The following is a 16,944-nucleotide window of genomic DNA, read 5'->3' as shown; positions in this document are numbered from 1 at the left end:
CATTTTACGGCTGTGTTTCACCCTCGCTTACCGGCGTTTGAAAGGCTCCATTCCCAGTCGCGCCAATTCATCGGCGCGTTCATTTTCCGGATGCCCCGCATGGCCCTTAACCCAATGCCATTTCACCTTGTGACGCGCGTTCGCGGCATCAAGCTGCTGCCACAACTCTCCGTTTTTCACGGGCTTCTTGTCTGCAGTCTTCCAGCCATTCTTCTTCCAACCGAAAATCCACTTGGAAATTCCGTCCATCACATATTTGCTGTCTGTATGCAGGTCGACTTCGCAGGCAGTCTTCAGCGCATTCAAGGCGGTGATTGCCGCCAGTAGTTCCATGCGATTGTTGGTGGTTTCCGCTTCACCACCATACAATTCCTTTTCCACCTCGCCGTAACGAAGAATCGCACCCCAGCCGCCAGGCCCCGGATTGCCGGAACAGGCGCCATCGGTGAAAATTTCCACATGCTTCATGGGCGTTTCTCCAGCCCATATTCCGATGCAAACCGGACTGCGCGGTGGAACCGCGACTTTCGAAGGTATTCGAGCGGATCTTTCTTGACCACCAAAGCCCCCTCGGGGGTCGTCAACCAATCATACAGGCGCGTCAGGAAAAACCGGAGTGCGGAACCTCTGCAAAGCGTCGGCAAAGCCTCCACTTCGGCATCGGACAATGCGCGAACCGACTGATAGCCCGCGAGCAGGGCAGCACCCTTGGCAAAGTTGAATGCGCCGTCAGGCTGGAAGCACCATGCGTTCAGGCAGATCGCCACATCGTAAGCCAGCAGATCGTTGCAGGCGAAATAGAAATCGATCAAGCCGGACAACCGGTCCGACAGGAAGAAGACATTGTCCTGAAACAAATCTGCATGAATGACACCGCGCGGCAATTCCTCTGGCCAATGTGCCACCAGATAGTCGAGTTCCTGCGTAATTTCAGCCGTCAGGCCGGCTTGCACTTCATCCGCACGATCAGATGCCTTGGCCCAAAGCTCCACCCAGCCGTTAACAGAAAGGGCATTTGCACGCTGGATTTCAAAATCGGAGGCAGCCAGATGCAATTGCGCCAAAGCCACGCCAACTTCATGGCAGTGATGCGCCTCCGGTTTGCGTAGCCACATCCCCTCCAGGAAGGAGATAAGCGCCGCTGGTCTTCCGGACAGTTCGCCACAGATTCTTCCATCGTGCCGTGGCAACGGCAGCGGGCAATTCAGGCCCTTTCGGGCAAGATGCTGCATGAGCCCAAGGAAAAACGGCAAATCCCTCGCATCGACACGCTTCTCGTAAAGCGTCAGAATCAATGGCTCCCGGGTGGTGTGCAGCAGAAAATTCGAATTTTCCACGCCTTCGGCGATTCCCTTGTAGGAAGTTAGTTCGCCAGCGTCATATTCGCTCAAGAATCGGCGAAGATCGATCTCGGTGATATCCGTATAGACGGCCAATGATGAAGTCCCGCTTTAAGTGATGCATGTGCTCGGTGTTGATACACAGCAACTGGCGGAATTGGCTAGAGCATGTCGTGCAAAAGTGTGCGCCACCTTGCCCACAGGGGCTCGAACAGAGACATCATCCCGGATCTTTTGTTGATCGCCCACATGACGGTGACCAACTCCACCCTTGTGAAACCGCCAGCTCGTTTCGCCTGAGCAAAATCGCCAAGGCAAAATATGACTATATGTCATATATTTTCACGCATTGTCACGAAGATGGCATCTCTAAGTTACCCGTTCAGGTTTTAATCCATCGTCCATGGAGGAAGTGAAGATGGATGGAATTACCCGCGCATTCAGCACCGAAAACAGAAACATTGCCGCACTTGGAAAGACAAGAAGCCTTGCAAGGTTGTTTGAGGGCCGACCGATTGAACAGCTGAGGGTTGATCAACCCGTCTTTGCGGAGGGAACCGAACTTGACCAGGTCGTACTTGTACTGGATGGTGCTCTCAGGAGTGTTCGGATGCTATCGGATGGTCGCAGAGCCGTCTGCAGGTTCTTCTACAAGGGCGATGTGCTAGACCTTTGCCCGCCGGCTTCTCAACTGACCAGCGTCGAGGCCGCATCACCCTGCAGAATTGCGCGCATAAGAAGAAGAAACATCGAGGCATCGGTGGACAGCAACTCGAACCTGAAGTCACAATTTATCGAGCTTCTTGCGAGTGAAGTGGCGGCCAGCCAGGATCACATGCTGCTGCTGTCATGCAAGACGGCTGAAGAGCGGATATGCTCCTTTCTGATAAACTTCATCCGCCGAAACCATCTGGCTCAAGGCAGGTGCGTTCGAGTCGAATTGCCCATGTGCCGCCGCGATATTGCCGACCATCTAGGCCTCACGATCGAAACGATCTCGCGCACGTTTACGAAACTCTCACAACGGGGCGCCCTGCGTTTTGATCGATCTCGCGGTCGCAAGACAATGCTGATCGCGCAACTTTCTCTGATCGAGCATCTCTCTGCTGAGGAAACAGATGAGATACAGCATCACTGATGCCCTATGAAGACGCTCGCGGTGCTTTCGACACCGGTACCGCGAGCGAATAACCGACGCCGCGCACCGATATGATGATGCGGGGTCTATGCGGATCAGGCTCGATCTTGCGGCGCAGGCGGGCAATTTGTGCATCAATGCTCCTGTCCATATTGCCGAGATGCCGCGCGCGGGTTTCCCCCATCAGGAAATCTCGGCTGAGAACCCTGTTGGGATGCGTCAAGAGTGTCAGGAGCATGTCGAATTCGCCGGTCGTCAAGGCAACCTCATCCTTCTCATCCATGATCACTCTTCTGGTAAAGGTATCCAGCGTCAGATTGTCGAAATGGTAGACATGCTCTTCATTGAAGACATGCTGAGGCCGCGTGCGCTTCAACACGGCTCTGACGCGAGAGTGAATCTCCCTCAGGTGAAACGGTTTGGTGATGTAGTCATCCGCCCCGATCTCCAGACCCAGAACACGATCCATCAACTGGCTGCGCGCCGAAACGATGATGATCGGTATATTCGACCTGCTGCGGATTTCGCGCGCCAGATCGATTCCATCGTCCTTGCCCGGAAAGGTGAGATCGAGAAGGATGATGTCAAAGACGTTGGTCAGCATCAAGGCGCGCATTTGAACGCCATCGGCCGCTGCGAATGCCTCATATCCTTCATCCTGAAAGCACGCTTTCAGGGCCTGCCGGACGCCCGGATCATCATCCACAATCAGGATCTTTCCAGCGCTCTCCGCCTTAAACACCATGCGAGAGAACCTCAGTCACATACCATGATGGGGAACGGGGTGAAGTAGAAGCCAGTCCTTCAGTTTTCCGCCGTCTTTGCACCATGAAGCAATCAACCCTAGGATAGCATATCATTATTCTCGCACCTTCTGGTACAGCAATCCGTATACCTCCCGCTGACAACGACATGCACATATATATGATATGTTGTCATATTTTAATATACAATTAGTAAAAGCAGGAGTTGTTCCCTGCCCCAAGCATCGTTGATAATCGTCAATTACGCTGAAGGCGCGAGGTGCTTGAAACACCGGCGGTTTGCCCAATATTGTCGGTCGCCTTTACATGAAAATCCCTCCACAACTGGAGAAAGCCCCGGTGACTTCCAGGGTGAGGACTTTCGTTGAACAGTTTGAAAATGGCACGCTGACCAGCAGCGATTGCCGCGGTCATGCGCTCGGGATTGCCAGAAAAGGCGTCCGATTACCGGTGAGCGGCAAGCACCTGCTCAATGCCAAGGCCAATGGAGAGAATAGCCTCGTCCTGCATCTCCGTACCTGCAATCATCAAGCCGACGGGAGCTTCATCCTCTGCCTGCACGGGAATCGAGAGCGCACAGCCATCCAGAAAATTGATCATGGTCGGATTGCGAAGGAGGAGGCCATTGGTCTTGAAGAATTCTGCATCATCCTGCAGCAGCGGCTGTAACTCAGGTGCGATGACAGGCACAGTCGGCATGATCAGCGCATCGAATCCGCAAACCTCTTTCAACACCCGCTGCTTCCAGACAGTGCGGGTTTGAAGCGTCCTGATGTAATCGGCAGCAGATAAATGACCGCCTTTCTCGATCCTGGCCCTGACGCGCGGATCATATTCTGCGCCTTTCTCGGCAACCAGATCGCGGTGCCAGGCGAAAGCTTCCGCCGCAACCATGTTGCCACGCGCATAAATCTCTGCAAGCTCGGAAAACTCGTCCAGCGCAATCTCGCGAATAACAGCACCAGCCTCAGCGAGCTTGGAAAGAGCGCGGCCGAAGGCGCCCGAAACAATTGCATCCATGCCGTCCAGCACCACAGTTTGCGGCACGGCCAGCCGAAGGCCATTGACCGATCTTGGCAATGGTATCCTGCCCCCAGCACCGGAAATGATACTGTCGAGGATGGCACAGCACTTGACGGTTGCCGCCAGCGGTCCGATCGAATCCAGCGAAGTCGAAAGGGGCACCACGCCTTCGGCACTGACACGCCGCGCGGTGGGCTTGAACCCAGTCAAACCGCAAAGAGCCGCAGGTATGCGGATGGAGCCACCGGTATCGGTCCCGATTGCCGCTACGGCCATTCCATCCGTAACGGACACCGCCGCGCCGGATGAAGAGCCGCCTGGAACGCGACCGGTTGCGCGATCATAAGGATTGAGCGGAGTGCCGTAGTGCGGATTGATCCCGATGCCGGAAAAGGCAAACTCACTCATGGTCGTCGTGCCGGTGATCACCGCACCCGCAGCCAGAAGCCGCTGGACAACGACCGCATTTTGCAAGGCGGGAGGCCGTCCTTTCAAGGCGATGCTTCCCGCAAGCGTGGTTTCCCCTTTCAGATCGAACAGATCCTTGATGGATACTGTTAGCCCCTCCAGCGGTGAACGCTTTTGCCCTGCCTGCCGAACGAGATCGGAAGCTTCGGCAAGCTTCAGCGCCCTCTCATCATTGCGGCGAACCATGACGCGCTGACCCTCGCCCCGTGGATCGTCCATGCACGCGATGGCCGCTTGTGTCAGCGTGAGGGAAGAAACTGCACCGCTGTCCAGAAGGCCAGCGGCTTCTGCAACGCTTGGAAAACAACGCATGGAGGAACTCTGCACCAGGTGGGAAAATCATTGCCGCGCCATGTTGGTGATTTTCTTCGCCACATGCAAGCCTTGGGAAGTCAGAGGGCTCTCACCGCAACAAAGGCCGCAGCTGCTGGGCAACCGCTTGCAGCGGTGGCAGAAAACGCACTGCCAGATCATTTGCGCTTATCTGCGCGGCGGGCGCTCCGATATTCAATGCCGCAACCGTTCGCCCCCGCGCATCCAGAAGGGGAACGGCGATGGAGCAGAGACCTAGCTCCAGCTCCTGATCAATGACGGCATAGCCTTGGGTGCGAACGCGTCCGATTTCGTCCATCAGTTCAGTGATGTCGACCATGGTTTTCGGCGTTGCTTGCTCGCGCGGACTTGTCTCGATTCGTCGACGGGCTTCCTCCTCCGGCAGCGCTGCCAACAAAACCCGCCCCATGGAGGCGCAATAGGCAGGCAATCGACTTCCCGGCATCAAGTTGATGGACATGACACGGCGCTGCGAAGCGCGGGCCACATAGACGATCTCCTGCCCATCCAGAACGCTGACGGACGCGCTTTGGCCAACATCTTCCGACAGCCGATCAAGCAGGGGCTGGACGATCTGCGGCAGTGGAGTTGCGGAAAGATAGGCGTGACCGAGGCGCAGGATCTTCGGCGTGAGTGAAAAGAACTTTCCATCGTAATCGGCATAGCCAAGTGTCGCGAGGGTCAGCAGGCATCGTCGTGCGGTCGCCCGATCAAGTCCCGCAAGCTTCGAGACCTCGGCAATCGACAGGCGAGGCTGCGCTTCGCCAAATGCCTCGATAACGCTGAGCCCCTTTGCAAATCCGCCCATGAAATCCGTATCTGCCATTGGACATCGCTCCCGTTTCAGCTCGATTTTGTGCGATAATCGAACAAATGTCAAATAACGCACAGCTTCCATTGACGCCCTTGTTCATCCGGCGCTTAGTGGGACATCGAATGTCATCGGGAGAGACTGGAGATGGACAAGACCATCGGGAGCGCGGCGGAGGCCGTCTCCGCAATTTCAGACGGCGCCACTGTCATGATTGGCGGCTTTGGCGGTTCCGGCGCGCCTATTGAGCTCATTCACGCATTGATCGACCACGGCCCCAAGAATCTGACAGTCATCAACAACAATGCTGGCAATGGCCGTATCGGCATTGCCGCAATGATCGATGCGGGCATGGTTCGCAAAATGATTTGCTCCTTCCCTCGATCCTCCGATCCGCGCGCCTTTACGGATCGTTACCTGGCCGGAGAGATCGAACTGGAGCTTGTGCCACAGGGCACATTGGCCGAACGGATCCGCGCAGGTGGGGCTGGCATCCCGGCATTCTATACCCCGACGGGTTACGGCACCGAATTGGCCAATGGCAAGGTCATCGCCGAATTCGATGGCCGTCACTATGTGCAGGAACGTTGGCTGAAGGCGGATTTCGCTATCGTGAAAGGCCACCTGGGCGACACCTACGGAAACCTGACCTACAACAAGGCCGGGCGCAATTTCAATCCGCTGATGTGCATGGCCGCCAAAACCACCATTGCGCAGGTTTCCCGCATCGTTCCAGCCGGTGAAATTGATCCGGAGCAGGTCGTGACACCTGGCATCTTTGTCAACCGTGTCGTCGAAATCAGCAATCCGCAGCAGGAAGAAGAGCTCATTCGAGCCGGAGCGGTCTACGCATGACAATCAACACCCGCGAAGACATCAAGCTTTCCAATGCCCAGATCGCCTGGCGAGCAGCACAGGATATTGAAGACGGTGCCTATGTGAACCTTGGCATCGGCTTTCCAGAGATGGTTGCGCGCTTCCAGCCTCCAGGCAAACAGGCAATTTTCCACACGGAGAACGGTATTCTGAACTTCGGTGAGGCCCCGGCTGAGGGCGAAGAGGATTGGGATCTCATCAATGCTGGAAAAAAGGCGGTAACGCTGAAGCCCGGAGCGGCCTTCTTCCACCACGCCGATAGCTTTGCCATGGTGCGCGGCGGACATCTGGATGTCGCCATTCTGGGCGCTTATCAGGTTGCCCAGAACGGGGACCTTGCCAACTGGCGCGTCGGCTCGAAAGGCGTGCCTGCCGTTGGCGGCGCCATGGATCTGGTCCACGGTGCAAAGCAGGTCTTCGTCATCACCGAACATGTCACGAAAGACGGTAAGCCGAAACTGGTAGACGCCTGCACCTTCCCCCTGACCGGCGTTGGCTGCATCACGCGAGTCTACACAAGCCATGCCGTCATCGACATCAAGGATCAGCGCTTCGTGGTGCGTGAGATGCTGCCTGACATGAGCCTTGAGGAACTTCAGGCCATGACCGGTGCGCCGCTCCACACGGAAGGCGAAGTGGCAGTTCTTGCCGTGCCGAAGCTTTAAAGGAAAAGCCAAATGACCGATGCATTCATTTGCGACTACATTCGCACACCCATTGGCCGTTTCGGTGGCGCCCTGTCGAGCGTTCGCGCCGATGATCTGGGTGCTATTCCGCTCAAGGCGCTAATGCGTCGCAATCGCGGCGTCGATTGGGATGCCGTTGACGATGTGATCTTTGGCTGCGCCAATCAAGCCGGGGAAGATAACCGCAACGTTGCGCGCATGTCCCTCCTGCTGGCCGGGCTGCCGGTCAGCGTGACAGGCACAACTATAAACCGTCTGTGCGGTTCCGGTATGGATGCCGTCATCACGGCGGCCCGCGCCATCAAATCCGGCGAAGCTGAATTGATGATTGCAGGCGGCGTAGAAAGCATGAGCCGCGCGCCCTTTGTCATGCCGAAGGCAGAGACCGCCTTTTCTCGCAGCGCCGAAATCCACGATACCACCATCGGCTGGCGCTTCATCAATCCACTGATGAAAAAGCAGTACGGCGTCGATTCCATGCCGGAAACCGGCGAAAATGTCGCCGCCGATTTCAACATCAGCCGTGAGGATCAGGATGCATTTGCGCTTCGCAGCCAGAACAAGGCAGCGGAAGCGCAAAGCAACGGGCGCCTGGATCTGGAAATCGAGCCCGTCACCATTCCTCAGCGCAAGGGCGACCCGGTAGTCGTATCGAAGGATGAGCATCCACGTGCGACCACACTTGAAGCACTGGCCAAGCTGCCGACGCCCTTCAAGAAGGAAGGCGGAACAGTCACCGCAGGCAACGCCTCTGGCGTGAATGATGGCGCAGCCGCACTCATCATCGCATCGCAAGCAGCCGCAAAGAAGCATGGCCTGACCCCGATTGCGCGCATTGTCGGTGGTGCCACTGCAGGCGTTGCACCGCGCATCATGGGTTTTGGTCCAGCGCCTGCATCGCACAAGCTTCTGAACCGGCTGGGCCTGACCCAGCAGCAGATGGATGTAATCGAGCTGAACGAGGCCTTCGCGTCGCAAGGTCTGGCGACACTTCGGGATCTCGGCATTGCCGACGACGATCCACGGGTGAACCGCAATGGCGGGGCCATTGCACTCGGTCATCCGCTTGGTATGTCCGGCGCCCGCATTACCGGAACGGCTGCATTGGAACTGCAGAAAATCGGCGGACGCTACTCCCTCTCCACCATGTGCATCGGCGTCGGCCAAGGCATTTCGGTGGTGCTGGAAAGGGTCTGATCCTATCGCGCTCTGTAGAAGGCTTCTGCGTCCTGATACATTGCCTTACGCTCATCGTCGCGGGTGTAGAACATATGCCCGCCACGATAGAGCTTGAGCGCGGTCCTGCCATGAGCAAGCGTGGAAGGCAGATGGTTCAGTACATAACGGCTGGCCCCGTAGGGCGTTAGGATATCGCTATAACCATGCGCCACCATGAGCCGAAACGAGGGAATGGTGGAAAGCAGATCTCGCAGATCGGTTGAAATACTCGCAGACAAGCGTCCGTCACTGCCGCGATTACCGTTCCATTCCCATTTCCGGTTTACGTCTTCGTTCAGCAAGACATATGTCATCTCTGTCTTGAAGCCGAGCTCCTGGCGCGCGTAACTGGCAAAAGCTCCACCATAGGCACGCGTATAGCCTTCGAGGATCGGATCGTCATTACGGCTATAGCTGGCTTCCGGATAGGCATCCGTCACCGTCACCCCTGCATCATAGGGGCTGACAATGCGTCCTGGCCCGGCGGCCTTTTTGGCATAGACCGATCCCACAAAACCGCGCGTTTGGCGAATGGTTTCGACACCGACACCAGTCATTTCGCTGAGCCTGTTGTAGAACCCATCAGCCTTGTGCCCTTCAGGCAAAGGATCGACAAGCACCGGAAGCAATTCACGAACCGCGAAGGTTTCGGCAGCGGTTAGCGTCTCATTCGCAAATCTGCCGCCGCGCTCCAGATGCGCGGCCACAAGAGATGGGAACTGCAATGAGGCGGCGAGCGGATCATCATCCGAATTGAAGACGAAGCGCCCCTCCATCAGGGGCGAGACCATGACAATTCCCTTCGGCAGCATTGCCTGGTTGTTTTTCAGGGCCAGCGCTACCTTGGCGGCGCGAAAGCCACCATAGCTTTCACCCAGAAGATATTTGGGTGCATCCAGAAGCTGGTTGTCCAGCACGTACAGAGAAATCGCCTTCGCCAGTGCCTCAGCATCCTGTCGCACGCCATAAAAGCGTGAAGCAGCCTCGTCATTGACGGCACGGCTCCATCCGGTTCCGACCGGATCGATCAACACCAGATCGGTAAAGTTCAGCCAGCTTTCCGCGTTTGCCTCGAGCTTTGGCTCCGTTCCATCCTCGTTTGATCCGGCAAACGGCAGGATCTTCGGCCCCACAAGACCGAGATGCAGATAGGCAGAGGCAGCGCCCGGCCCACCGTTGAAAGCGAAGGTAACCGGTCGATCAGGTGAACGCTCCTTGGCACGATAAGCGGTATAGAAAATTTTCGCCGTCACCTGCCCGTCCTGCCCGCGCAGCGCAACCGTTCCGGCAGTAGCCGTATAGGCGAGCGAACCTTCTCCGGCCGCCAGCACGTGCTCCGTCACCGAATCATCTGGCAGAAGCGCCAGAAGACCGGTTTCGACGGATGACGATTTTTCAGCCGTCGCTTTTTGCGCAGGCTCCGCATGCAGTGGCACGGCCGCCACAAGCGCAACGGCCAAGGCAGAGAAGAATAGACGCTGCATAAGAGCCTTCCGTTATCCGGTCCATGGTGTATGCGGGGATCAGGATGATCCCCGATCAAGATCGCGTCGGGACTATTTCTTCACGATCACCCAGATTGCATGGATGATACCGGGCACATAACCGCACAGGGTCAGCAGCAGGTTCAACCAGAAATGAAGACCAAGCCCTACCTGCAGGAAAACCCCGAGCGGTGGAAGCAGAATGGCCAGAAGAATACGAATAACGTCCACAATAGAACCCTCTAATAGTTTTGGTCCGGCCGATAACGCGTAACCGCCGATTTGGTTCAGCATGGAGGTAGTTATGCGGTACTGTATCTGCCATAGATACGGTCAATCACTTCTGCGACATCCAGCAAGCGTTCTGCCGCGGCATCGAAACCGGGCTGTCTGGCCAGTCGCTCTGCCCAGTCTGCTGCCGCCCGGCCACCCCATTCGTCGGGTGGCGCGACCAGTTCCTGCCGTGACGTTCCATGGCACAGATCGGCGCGGAAATCGTAAAAGGAGCCATTGATATTGCGCATGCTCGCACCGCCGCCCGTCCCGTAGAAGTCGGCGGAAATGACGGCGTCCTGCCCCGCAGGCAAACGCCATGAGCAAGCAAGGCGGATGACGGTACCGCTTTCGAGCTTGAGCGTTGCAACGGCATAGTCCTCAATCTTGTCGCTCTCAGCGCCAATGGGAAGACCGCCACTGAGCAGATGGCTTTCCACCTCCAGAACCGGGGGAAATCCGAGGCTCCAGAGCGCAGCATCCACCAGATGGACACCGAGATCCATCACACATCCACCGCCGGATTGTGCCTTGTCGTAGAACCAGGGCTTATCCGGCCCATAGGCATTGTGAAAAACGAGATCCACAGCGAAGATCTCTCCCAGTACGCCAGCCGAAATCTGTTCGCGCACTTTCTGAAGGGCCTGCGTGAAGCGATAAGACAAATCGACCGCCAGCAAGCGGTCGGCCACCCTTGCCGCTTCAATGACGTCCGAAACTTCAGCTGCGCTTCGCCCCAGAGGCTTCTGGCAGAAAACCGCTTTGCCGTTTTGCAGGACACGGATCGATTGCTCCGCATGGAGCGCACTCGGCGTGGCAATCACCACCCCATCCAGATCCATCGCCAGCAAGGCATCAAGGTCGTCCACCCGGGCGGCACCCGGGGCAAGCGCCAACGCTTCCCTCGCCATGTCGGGATCAGGTTCAGCAATGGCTACAGCTTCGGCAACGCCGGTCTGCAAAATTGCGTTCATGCGATGCCGCCCAATCCAGCCAACCCCCAGAAATCCAAGGCGCACCGTGCGTGATAAGGATGACAACTGAGACTGGTTCAGAACATGGTTCATGGGTAGATCACCAGAGCTTTGAGGAAACCATCGGGACGGTCGCGGGCTGCATTCAATGCCTCATCCAGTTCTTCCAGTGCGAACTGGTGGGTGTAGAGCGCAGAGGGGTCCAGTCTTCCGCTGGCGACCGCGTAGATCGCTTCCCTGATCCCGTGAACATAGACCTCGGGATCGCGCTCATGGGCATTGATGACATCCAGCCCGCGCCAGTTCCAAAGCTGCATATTCACCTGTCGCGGTCCATCCTGATGATAACCTGCGATAACGAGACGACCTCTTTCACGGGTTAATTCTGCGGCCAGATCCAGCGGCCACTGTTTCCCCACAGCTTCAATCACGCGGTCGCAGAACTGCCCATTCGTAAGCGCCCTGACATCTTCGATGATCTTCCAGTGATCTTCCATCGCAATCACGTCATCCGCACCCATCCGACGGGCCAGCTCCAGAGAAAAGGGGCGGCGCGAGATGGCAATCACCCGCGCACCGGCTTCCTTCGCAAGCTGGATCAGCAATGCGCCAAGGAACCCGACGCCAATAATGGCGACCGTTTGGCCTGCGGAAATTTCCGCGCGCTGGAAAATATTCATCGCACAGCCAAGCGGCTCACCTGGGAAGGGAACTCCATCCAGTTCCGGCGGAAGCTTCACCACGGCGGTTTCCGCCGCAAGGTCATGGCTGGCATACGCATTGTAAGAGAGTGCGGCTACCCGGTCGCCGATCTTCAGGCTGGACACGCCGTCACCGAGGGCATCGACAAATCCCCAGCCCTCGTGACCAAGCCCACCGGGTTCCGTTGGAAATTGCATCCAGTCCGGTCCGGACCAGGGAACAAGGTTTGACGCACAAACGCCGCAGCCTTCCAGCTTGATGCGAACCTGCCCCGGTCCAGGCTCCGGTATCGCCAATTGCTGCATTTCGATGCGGCCGGCACCCGTCATGATTGCCGCACTCATAAGCCCCGTCCTGAACTCCAGATTGTCCATTCCACCGCCTTTTTCGTTGCTCACGCAACATCACGTGATGTCACCCAACGGCAAACTGTGCAGAGGGATCAGAGTTCCTGAAGAAGATGACATTCTTGATGTCATTCAAGATGTCACTGCAGATGATGTAGCGGCTAAGAGCCTCAATAAAAAAGCGAATTTTGCCATTGGAACTATCGCATTCGCTCATTGTTCAGCCCCTCTGAAAGCTTCATCTTCCCTCTAACGAACAGGTGAACACCCTTGGTTCAGAAGGTACTCGTCACAGGCGGCTGCGGATTTATCGGACGCTACGTCACGCAGGAATTGCTCTCCAATGGCTATCAGGTTCGCATTCTCGACGCACTGATCGAACAGGTTCATGGCGATGCTGCACAGGCAACTCCGGAAGGCGTCGAGTTTATACACGCCGATGTGTGCAACAAGCCCAAAGTGGAAGAAGCCCTCGACGGGGTGGATATGGTCGTTCATCTGGCGGCAGAGGTCGGCGTTGGCCAATCCATGTATGAAATAGCCCGCTATGTCGGCGCAAATGATCTGGGCACTGCCGTCCTGCTGGAGGCGATGATCGGCAAGCCGATCAAGCGGATCGTGGTTGCCTCGTCGATGAGCGTCTATGGCGAGGGACTTTATCGCGACCGGGATGGAAATCGGCTGGGGCAGGTTCGCCGCAAGGCGTCTCGCATCAAGGCCGGCCACTGGGAGCCACTTGGCCCCGGCGGAGAGGCTCTGGTCCCCGAGCCAACCGACGAGGAAAAGCCTGTCGATCTCGCATCCATCTATGCGCTGACCAAATATCAGCAGGAAAAGGCGGTCCTGATCTTCGGGGAAGCCTACGGCATCGATGCCGTAGCCCTTCGCCTGTTCAATGTCTTCGGCCCAGGGCAGGCTCTTTCCAATCCTTACACTGGAGTTCTGGCTAATTTCGCCGCGCGGATTGCCAATAACGAGCGACCGATGATCTTCGAAGATGGCCAGCAGCGCCGTGACTTCGTGCATGTTCGCGACGTTGCCCGTGGCTTCCGCCTTGCTCTCGAGAAAGCCAATGCCGCAGGTCACGTCATCAATATCGGAAGCGGACAATCCTATTCCGTCGCGCAGGTGGCATCCCTTCTGGCGGATGCGATGGGCTCACCGGAGCTGGGGCCTGAAATTCTCAACAAAGCGCGCTCCGGCGATATTCGCAACTGCTTTGCCGACATCTCGAAGGCACACGAGCTGCTTGGCTTTGAACCGCAATACCGGCTTGAAGACATGCTTGGCGAATTGGCCGACTGGGTTCGGAGCGCAGGCGCGGTGGATCGCGGCGCGGAAATGCGGGCGGAATTGGAACAGCGGGGCCTTGTTTCATGACCCAGCACGCCCCCTCACCGGATCGAGAGTTTGGGTTCGTCGAATGGTTTAGGCCCGGCGAATACGAACGCACCGAAAGAATTTTCCCCGACATCCTGGCCAGCGGCGCAAGCTATCTGCGCACGCATCTGTCCTGGGCGGAATATCTCGCACCGGGGGGAGAAGCGTGGTTTGACTGGCTGATTCCGAAGCTGGGCAAGGAAATCGATCTTCTGCCCTGCATTCACTATACGCCTCCCTCCCTTTCCAGAACCGGGCGCAGCAACGGCGCGCCGATGGTATTGAAGGATTATGCAGATTTCGTTGATCATGTCCTGACACGCTACGGCAAGCATTTTCGCTCGATTGAACTGTGGAATGAACCGAACAACCTTCTGGATTGGGACTGGAGGGAAGACCCGGACTTCAATCTGTTCTGCGAAATGGTGGGCGGCGCTGCCTACTGGGCCAAGCACCGGGGCTGGAAACCCGTGCTTGGCGGCCCCTGCCCGTTCGATCCACTCTGGCTGGATCAAATGGGCGAACGCGGTGTGCTCTCCGTTGTCGACGCAGTCGGCTTTCACGGCTTTCCCGGCACATGGGACAGCGAAGAGGGCTCATGGGGCGGCTGGGACATGCATCTCGGGGAGATGCGCAACATTATCGATCGCCATAATCCCGATGCCGAGATCTGGATCACCGAAACGGGCTATTCCACCTGGCGCAGCGACGAGATGGAGCAGGCACGACGCTTCATGAAGGCTCTCAAAGTGCCAGCCGACCGCATGTTCTGGTATTCCTGGGCCGATGTTCCACCGGATGTCGCGGTCCAGGAAGGCTACTGGTTCGACCCTCGCCACTACCATCTCGGTGCGGTCACGCATGATAATCAGCCAAAGCTGCTCGCCCGCCTGCTGCTTGAGGGCGGCATTCAGCGCCTTGCGGACGTGACACGTCTTGCTGCACCGCATGTCGCAACAGGCGCGGCACCGATCGTCATCACCGGCGGCAGCGGCTTTATTGGCAGCAATCTGGCGGAAAGCTATCTGGCGGATGGCGAGGACGTCGTTATCCTCGACAATCTGAGCCGCGCGGGCGTCGATCAGAACCTGGCCTGGCTGACGGAGCGGCACAAGGAGCGGGTTCACCCGGTTCTTGCCGATGTGCGTGATTTGCGCAGCATCGATTCCGTCTTCAAGGATGCAAAGACGGTTTTCCATCTGGCAGCCCAAACCGCAGTCACCACCAGCCTTGCCTCTCCGCTGGATGATTTTGAAGCCAACGCGCGCGGCACGATCAACGTTCTGGAGGCAGTTCGCAAGGCACAGCGTAACGCCCCCGTTATCTTCGCCAGCACCAACAAGGTATATGGCGCGCTCGAAGATCTGGACATGATCGCGGGCGACGATCGCTATGTGCCTGCTGACCGGACTGTCCGTGAACACGGGATCGGCGAAGACAGGCCGCTGGCTTTCTGCACACCCTACGGATGCTCCAAGGGCGTGGCCGACCAATATGTGCTGGATTATGCGAAATCCTTCGACATTCCCACCGCCGTTCTGCGCATGAGCTGCATTTACGGCCCACGCCAGTTCGGCACCGAGGACCAGGGCTGGGTTGCCCATTTCCTGATCCGGACAATCTCCGGCGAGCCGATCAGCGTTTATGGCGATGGAAAGCAGGTGCGCGACATCCTGCACGTGGAGGACGCGGTGGCGGCCTATCGCGCCGTTCATTCCGGCATCGACAGCGCACGTGGAAAAGTCTTCAACCTCGGCGGCGGCCCTGAAAATTGCGTCAGCATTCTTCAAGTCCTGCGCGAAATCGAAAGATTGAGCGGACGCAAGATCGATCTCTCCTTCGGCGACTGGCGCGCTGGCGATCAACTCTACTTCGTTGCGGACACGCGAAACCTGGAACAGCACCTTGGCTGGCAGCCCCGCATCCGCTGGAAGAGCGGTCTGAACCATCTTTGCGAATGGCTGCTGGAGAACCGCTTCGAGCGCGCACTGACACGGCCTCTCACTGCAAGGGTGAGCGCATGATGCATCTTTCGAACCGCCGGAAAGTCTTGATGACCATCGACGCTGTGGGCGGTGTCTGGCGCTATGCCATGGATCTGGCCATTGCCATGAAGATGCTCGGCACAGATACGGTTTTTCTGGGTTTCGGCCCTGTGCCGGATGCACAAAAGCGCCACGAGGCAGAACGTATCGGCACCTTGCGCTGGAGTGAGGCACCTCTGGATTGGCTGGTGAGCGACCAAAGCGAACTCGGACCTGTTGCGCAGGCTATCGCCCAGCTTGTCGAGGAAGAACGTGTCGATCTCGTTCACCTCAATCTGCCCTCACAGGCGGCAGAGCTGAACCTTCCTGTTCCGGTTCTCGTGGTTGCCCATTCCTGTGTCGTTACCTGGTTTGCTTCGGTGCGTGGTGAGGACGTCCCCGCAGATTGGGCATGGCAGAAAGAGATCAACAAAGCGGGCTTTTCTGCTGCCAACGCAGTCGTGGCGCCCAGCCGAGCGTTTGCGCACCTTCTCCAACAAGCCTATGGACCTGAACTGAACGTAAGCGTGGTCCACAATACAAGCCGGGTCGAAGAAGAGGCACTACAAAAGAATGCCTTCGTCTGCGCTGCCGGACGATGGTGGGACGATGGCAAAAATGGCCCGCTTCTCGACACCGTTGCCCACCGTATCGAATGGCCGCTGCGCATGATCGGCCCGCTTTCCAGCCCGAGCGGTTCATCCATGAAGCTGGACCATGCCGATCACCTGGGGGAGCTTTGCCATGACGAGACGCTGGCCGTCATGCGCAATGCCGGTATCTTTGTGTCGCCATCGCTTTACGAACCTTTCGGTTTGGCAGCACTTGAAGCCGCAAGGCTACAGTGTGCCCTGGTTCTGGCGGACATTCCGGTTTACCGGGAGCTTTGGGGGGGGGTGGCTCTCTTCGCCGATCCCAGAGATGCAGGCTCCTTTGCCGTGGCGGTCACACGCCTGATCGGTGATCCCTGCCTGCGCCAGACGCTTGGCAAACAGGCGCAAGCGGCCTCCAGGCGCTATTCCGCCGAAGCGCAAGCCGAAGCCATGAATGCCCTCTATTGCCAGCTCGCCGGACACCCACTTGTAACCGCAGCAGCGGAGTAG

16 protein-coding genes are annotated in these 16,944 nt (G+C 57.5%); 7 read left to right on the top strand and 9 right to left on the bottom strand.

The genetic code is table 11. The annotated features are described in order from the left end of the window. Positions 1-27: 27 nt before the first annotated feature. Together rnhA and ACFSE1_RS08885 are read right to left on the bottom strand one after the other, a co-directional pair. Entirely contained in the window at positions 28-468 is a 441-nt protein-coding gene (gene rnhA, locus ACFSE1_RS08890; protein WP_377399494.1) for a ribonuclease HI, read from the bottom strand. Next, complete coding sequence (locus ACFSE1_RS08885; RefSeq protein ID WP_377399491.1) at positions 465-1,436, bottom strand: homoserine kinase; 972 nt, start codon at positions 1,434-1,436, stop codon at positions 465-467. Before ACFSE1_RS08885 ends, rnhA begins: the two co-directional genes overlap by 4 nt. A 322-nt stretch (positions 1,437-1,758) precedes the next feature. Between ACFSE1_RS08885 and ACFSE1_RS08880 the strand changes: the two genes are divergently transcribed. Further along, entirely contained in the window at positions 1,759-2,478 is a 720-nt protein-coding gene (locus ACFSE1_RS08880; protein ID WP_377399488.1) for a helix-turn-helix domain-containing protein, read from the top strand. 4 nt (positions 2,479-2,482) lie between these two features. Here ACFSE1_RS08880 and ACFSE1_RS08875 read toward each other — a convergent pair whose 3' ends face one another. The 3 genes from ACFSE1_RS08875 to ACFSE1_RS08865 form a co-directional block, all read right to left on the bottom strand. Then, entirely contained in the window at positions 2,483-3,223 is a 741-nt protein-coding gene (locus ACFSE1_RS08875; RefSeq protein ID WP_377399485.1) for a response regulator, read from the bottom strand. 463 nt (positions 3,224-3,686) lie between these two features. Beyond that, positions 3,687-5,045, bottom strand: coding sequence for an amidase (locus ACFSE1_RS08870; protein ID WP_377399482.1), 1,359 nt, complete (start codon positions 5,043-5,045; stop codon positions 3,687-3,689). 91 nt (positions 5,046-5,136) lie between these two features. Further along, the gene (locus ACFSE1_RS08865) at positions 5,137-5,892 is read right to left on the bottom strand and encodes an IclR family transcriptional regulator (RefSeq protein ID WP_377399479.1); all 756 of its coding nucleotides are present in this window, start codon (positions 5,890-5,892) and stop codon (positions 5,137-5,139) included. Positions 5,893-6,024: 132 nt separating this feature from the next. Between ACFSE1_RS08865 and ACFSE1_RS08860 the strand changes: the two genes are divergently transcribed. Genes ACFSE1_RS08860 through pcaF form a run of 3 tightly spaced genes read left to right on the top strand, consistent with a single transcriptional unit; the run spans position 6,025 to position 8,636 of the window. Further along, positions 6,025-6,732: a 3-oxoacid CoA-transferase subunit A gene (locus ACFSE1_RS08860; RefSeq protein ID WP_377399476.1), complete on the top strand. Its 708-nt coding sequence runs from the start codon at positions 6,025-6,027 to the stop codon at positions 6,730-6,732. Then, positions 6,729-7,418 carry a CoA transferase subunit B gene (locus ACFSE1_RS08855; RefSeq protein ID WP_377399473.1) on the top strand — a complete coding sequence of 230 codons (690 nt, stop codon included), beginning with the start codon at positions 6,729-6,731 and terminating at the stop codon, positions 7,416-7,418. Before ACFSE1_RS08860 ends, ACFSE1_RS08855 begins: the two co-directional genes overlap by 4 nt. A gap of 12 nt (positions 7,419-7,430) precedes the next feature. Beyond that, a complete protein-coding gene (gene pcaF, locus ACFSE1_RS08850; RefSeq protein ID WP_377399469.1) occupies positions 7,431-8,636 on the top strand; it encodes a 3-oxoadipyl-CoA thiolase in 1,206 nt (401 codons plus the stop codon). A 2-nt stretch (positions 8,637-8,638) separates the two neighbouring features. Here the strand turns inward: pcaF and ACFSE1_RS08845 are convergent, their stop codons facing one another. From ACFSE1_RS08845 to ACFSE1_RS08830, 4 genes are all read right to left on the bottom strand, one after another. Next, complete coding sequence (locus ACFSE1_RS08845) at positions 8,639-10,141, bottom strand: S10 family peptidase (protein WP_377399465.1); 1,503 nt, start codon at positions 10,139-10,141, stop codon at positions 8,639-8,641. Between the two features lie 72 nt (positions 10,142-10,213). Next, the gene (locus ACFSE1_RS08840) at positions 10,214-10,372 is read right to left on the bottom strand and encodes a YqaE/Pmp3 family membrane protein (protein ID WP_377399462.1); all 159 of its coding nucleotides are present in this window, start codon (positions 10,370-10,372) and stop codon (positions 10,214-10,216) included. A gap of 71 nt (positions 10,373-10,443) precedes the next feature. Beyond that, the gene (locus ACFSE1_RS08835; protein ID WP_377399459.1) at positions 10,444-11,481 is read right to left on the bottom strand and encodes a Gfo/Idh/MocA family protein; all 1,038 of its coding nucleotides are present in this window, start codon (positions 11,479-11,481) and stop codon (positions 10,444-10,446) included. Continuing rightward, on the bottom strand, positions 11,478-12,464 hold the full coding sequence (locus tag ACFSE1_RS08830; RefSeq protein WP_377399796.1) for an MDR/zinc-dependent alcohol dehydrogenase-like family protein: 987 nt from the start codon (positions 12,462-12,464) through the stop codon (positions 11,478-11,480). The genes ACFSE1_RS08835 and ACFSE1_RS08830 overlap by 4 nt, the downstream gene beginning before the upstream one ends. A gap of 243 nt (positions 12,465-12,707) precedes the next feature. Between ACFSE1_RS08830 and ACFSE1_RS08825 the strand changes: the two genes are divergently transcribed. From ACFSE1_RS08825 to ACFSE1_RS08815, 3 genes are read left to right on the top strand one after another with little or no spacing between them, the layout of a single operon-like run. Continuing rightward, a complete protein-coding gene (locus tag ACFSE1_RS08825) occupies positions 12,708-13,817 on the top strand; it encodes an NAD-dependent epimerase/dehydratase family protein (protein ID WP_377399456.1) in 1,110 nt (369 codons plus the stop codon). Next, positions 13,814-15,841, top strand: coding sequence for an NAD-dependent epimerase/dehydratase family protein (locus ACFSE1_RS08820; RefSeq protein ID WP_377399453.1), 2,028 nt, complete (start codon positions 13,814-13,816; stop codon positions 15,839-15,841). Before ACFSE1_RS08825 ends, ACFSE1_RS08820 begins: the two co-directional genes overlap by 4 nt. Positions 15,842-15,870: 29 nt before the next feature. Next, the gene (locus tag ACFSE1_RS08815; RefSeq protein WP_377399450.1) at positions 15,871-16,944 is read left to right on the top strand and encodes a glycosyltransferase family 4 protein; all 1,074 of its coding nucleotides are present in this window, start codon (positions 15,871-15,873) and stop codon (positions 16,942-16,944) included.

It is taken from the genome of Affinirhizobium helianthi (genome assembly GCF_042680945.1).
Taxonomy (GTDB): Bacteria; Pseudomonadota; Alphaproteobacteria; order Rhizobiales; family Rhizobiaceae; genus Neorhizobium; species Neorhizobium helianthi.
Note: the sequence above shows the minus strand (reverse complement) of the source record. Positions and strands in the feature narration are given on the sequence as shown.

What these genes read in the sequence shown, in the direction of transcription:
- rnhA (WP_377399494.1), bottom strand. Translation starts at nt 468, where the DNA reads ATGAAGCATGTGGAAATTTTCACCGATGGCGCCTGTTCCGGCAATCCG.
- ACFSE1_RS08880 (WP_377399488.1), top strand. Translation starts at nt 1,759, where the DNA reads ATGGATGGAATTACCCGCGCATTCAGCACCGAAAACAGAAACATTGCC.
- ACFSE1_RS08875 (WP_377399485.1), bottom strand. Translation starts at nt 3,223, where the DNA reads ATGGTGTTTAAGGCGGAGAGCGCTGGAAAGATCCTGATTGTGGATGAT.
- ACFSE1_RS08870 (WP_377399482.1), bottom strand. Translation starts at nt 5,045, where the DNA reads ATGCGTTGTTTTCCAAGCGTTGCAGAAGCCGCTGGCCTTCTGGACAGC.
- ACFSE1_RS08865 (WP_377399479.1), bottom strand. Translation starts at nt 5,892, where the DNA reads ATGGCAGATACGGATTTCATGGGCGGATTTGCAAAGGGGCTCAGCGTT.
- ACFSE1_RS08860 (WP_377399476.1), top strand. Translation starts at nt 6,025, where the DNA reads ATGGACAAGACCATCGGGAGCGCGGCGGAGGCCGTCTCCGCAATTTCA.
- ACFSE1_RS08855 (WP_377399473.1), top strand. Translation starts at nt 6,729, where the DNA reads ATGACAATCAACACCCGCGAAGACATCAAGCTTTCCAATGCCCAGATC.
- pcaF (WP_377399469.1), top strand. Translation starts at nt 7,431, where the DNA reads ATGACCGATGCATTCATTTGCGACTACATTCGCACACCCATTGGCCGT.
- ACFSE1_RS08845 (WP_377399465.1), bottom strand. Translation starts at nt 10,141, where the DNA reads ATGCAGCGTCTATTCTTCTCTGCCTTGGCCGTTGCGCTTGTGGCGGCC.
- ACFSE1_RS08835 (WP_377399459.1), bottom strand. Translation starts at nt 11,481, where the DNA reads ATGAACCATGTTCTGAACCAGTCTCAGTTGTCATCCTTATCACGCACG.
- ACFSE1_RS08830 (WP_377399796.1), bottom strand. Translation starts at nt 12,464, where the DNA reads ATGGACAATCTGGAGTTCAGGACGGGGCTTATGAGTGCGGCAATCATG.
- ACFSE1_RS08820 (WP_377399453.1), top strand. Translation starts at nt 13,814, where the DNA reads ATGACCCAGCACGCCCCCTCACCGGATCGAGAGTTTGGGTTCGTCGAA.
- ACFSE1_RS08815 (WP_377399450.1), top strand. Translation starts at nt 15,871, where the DNA reads ATGACCATCGACGCTGTGGGCGGTGTCTGGCGCTATGCCATGGATCTG.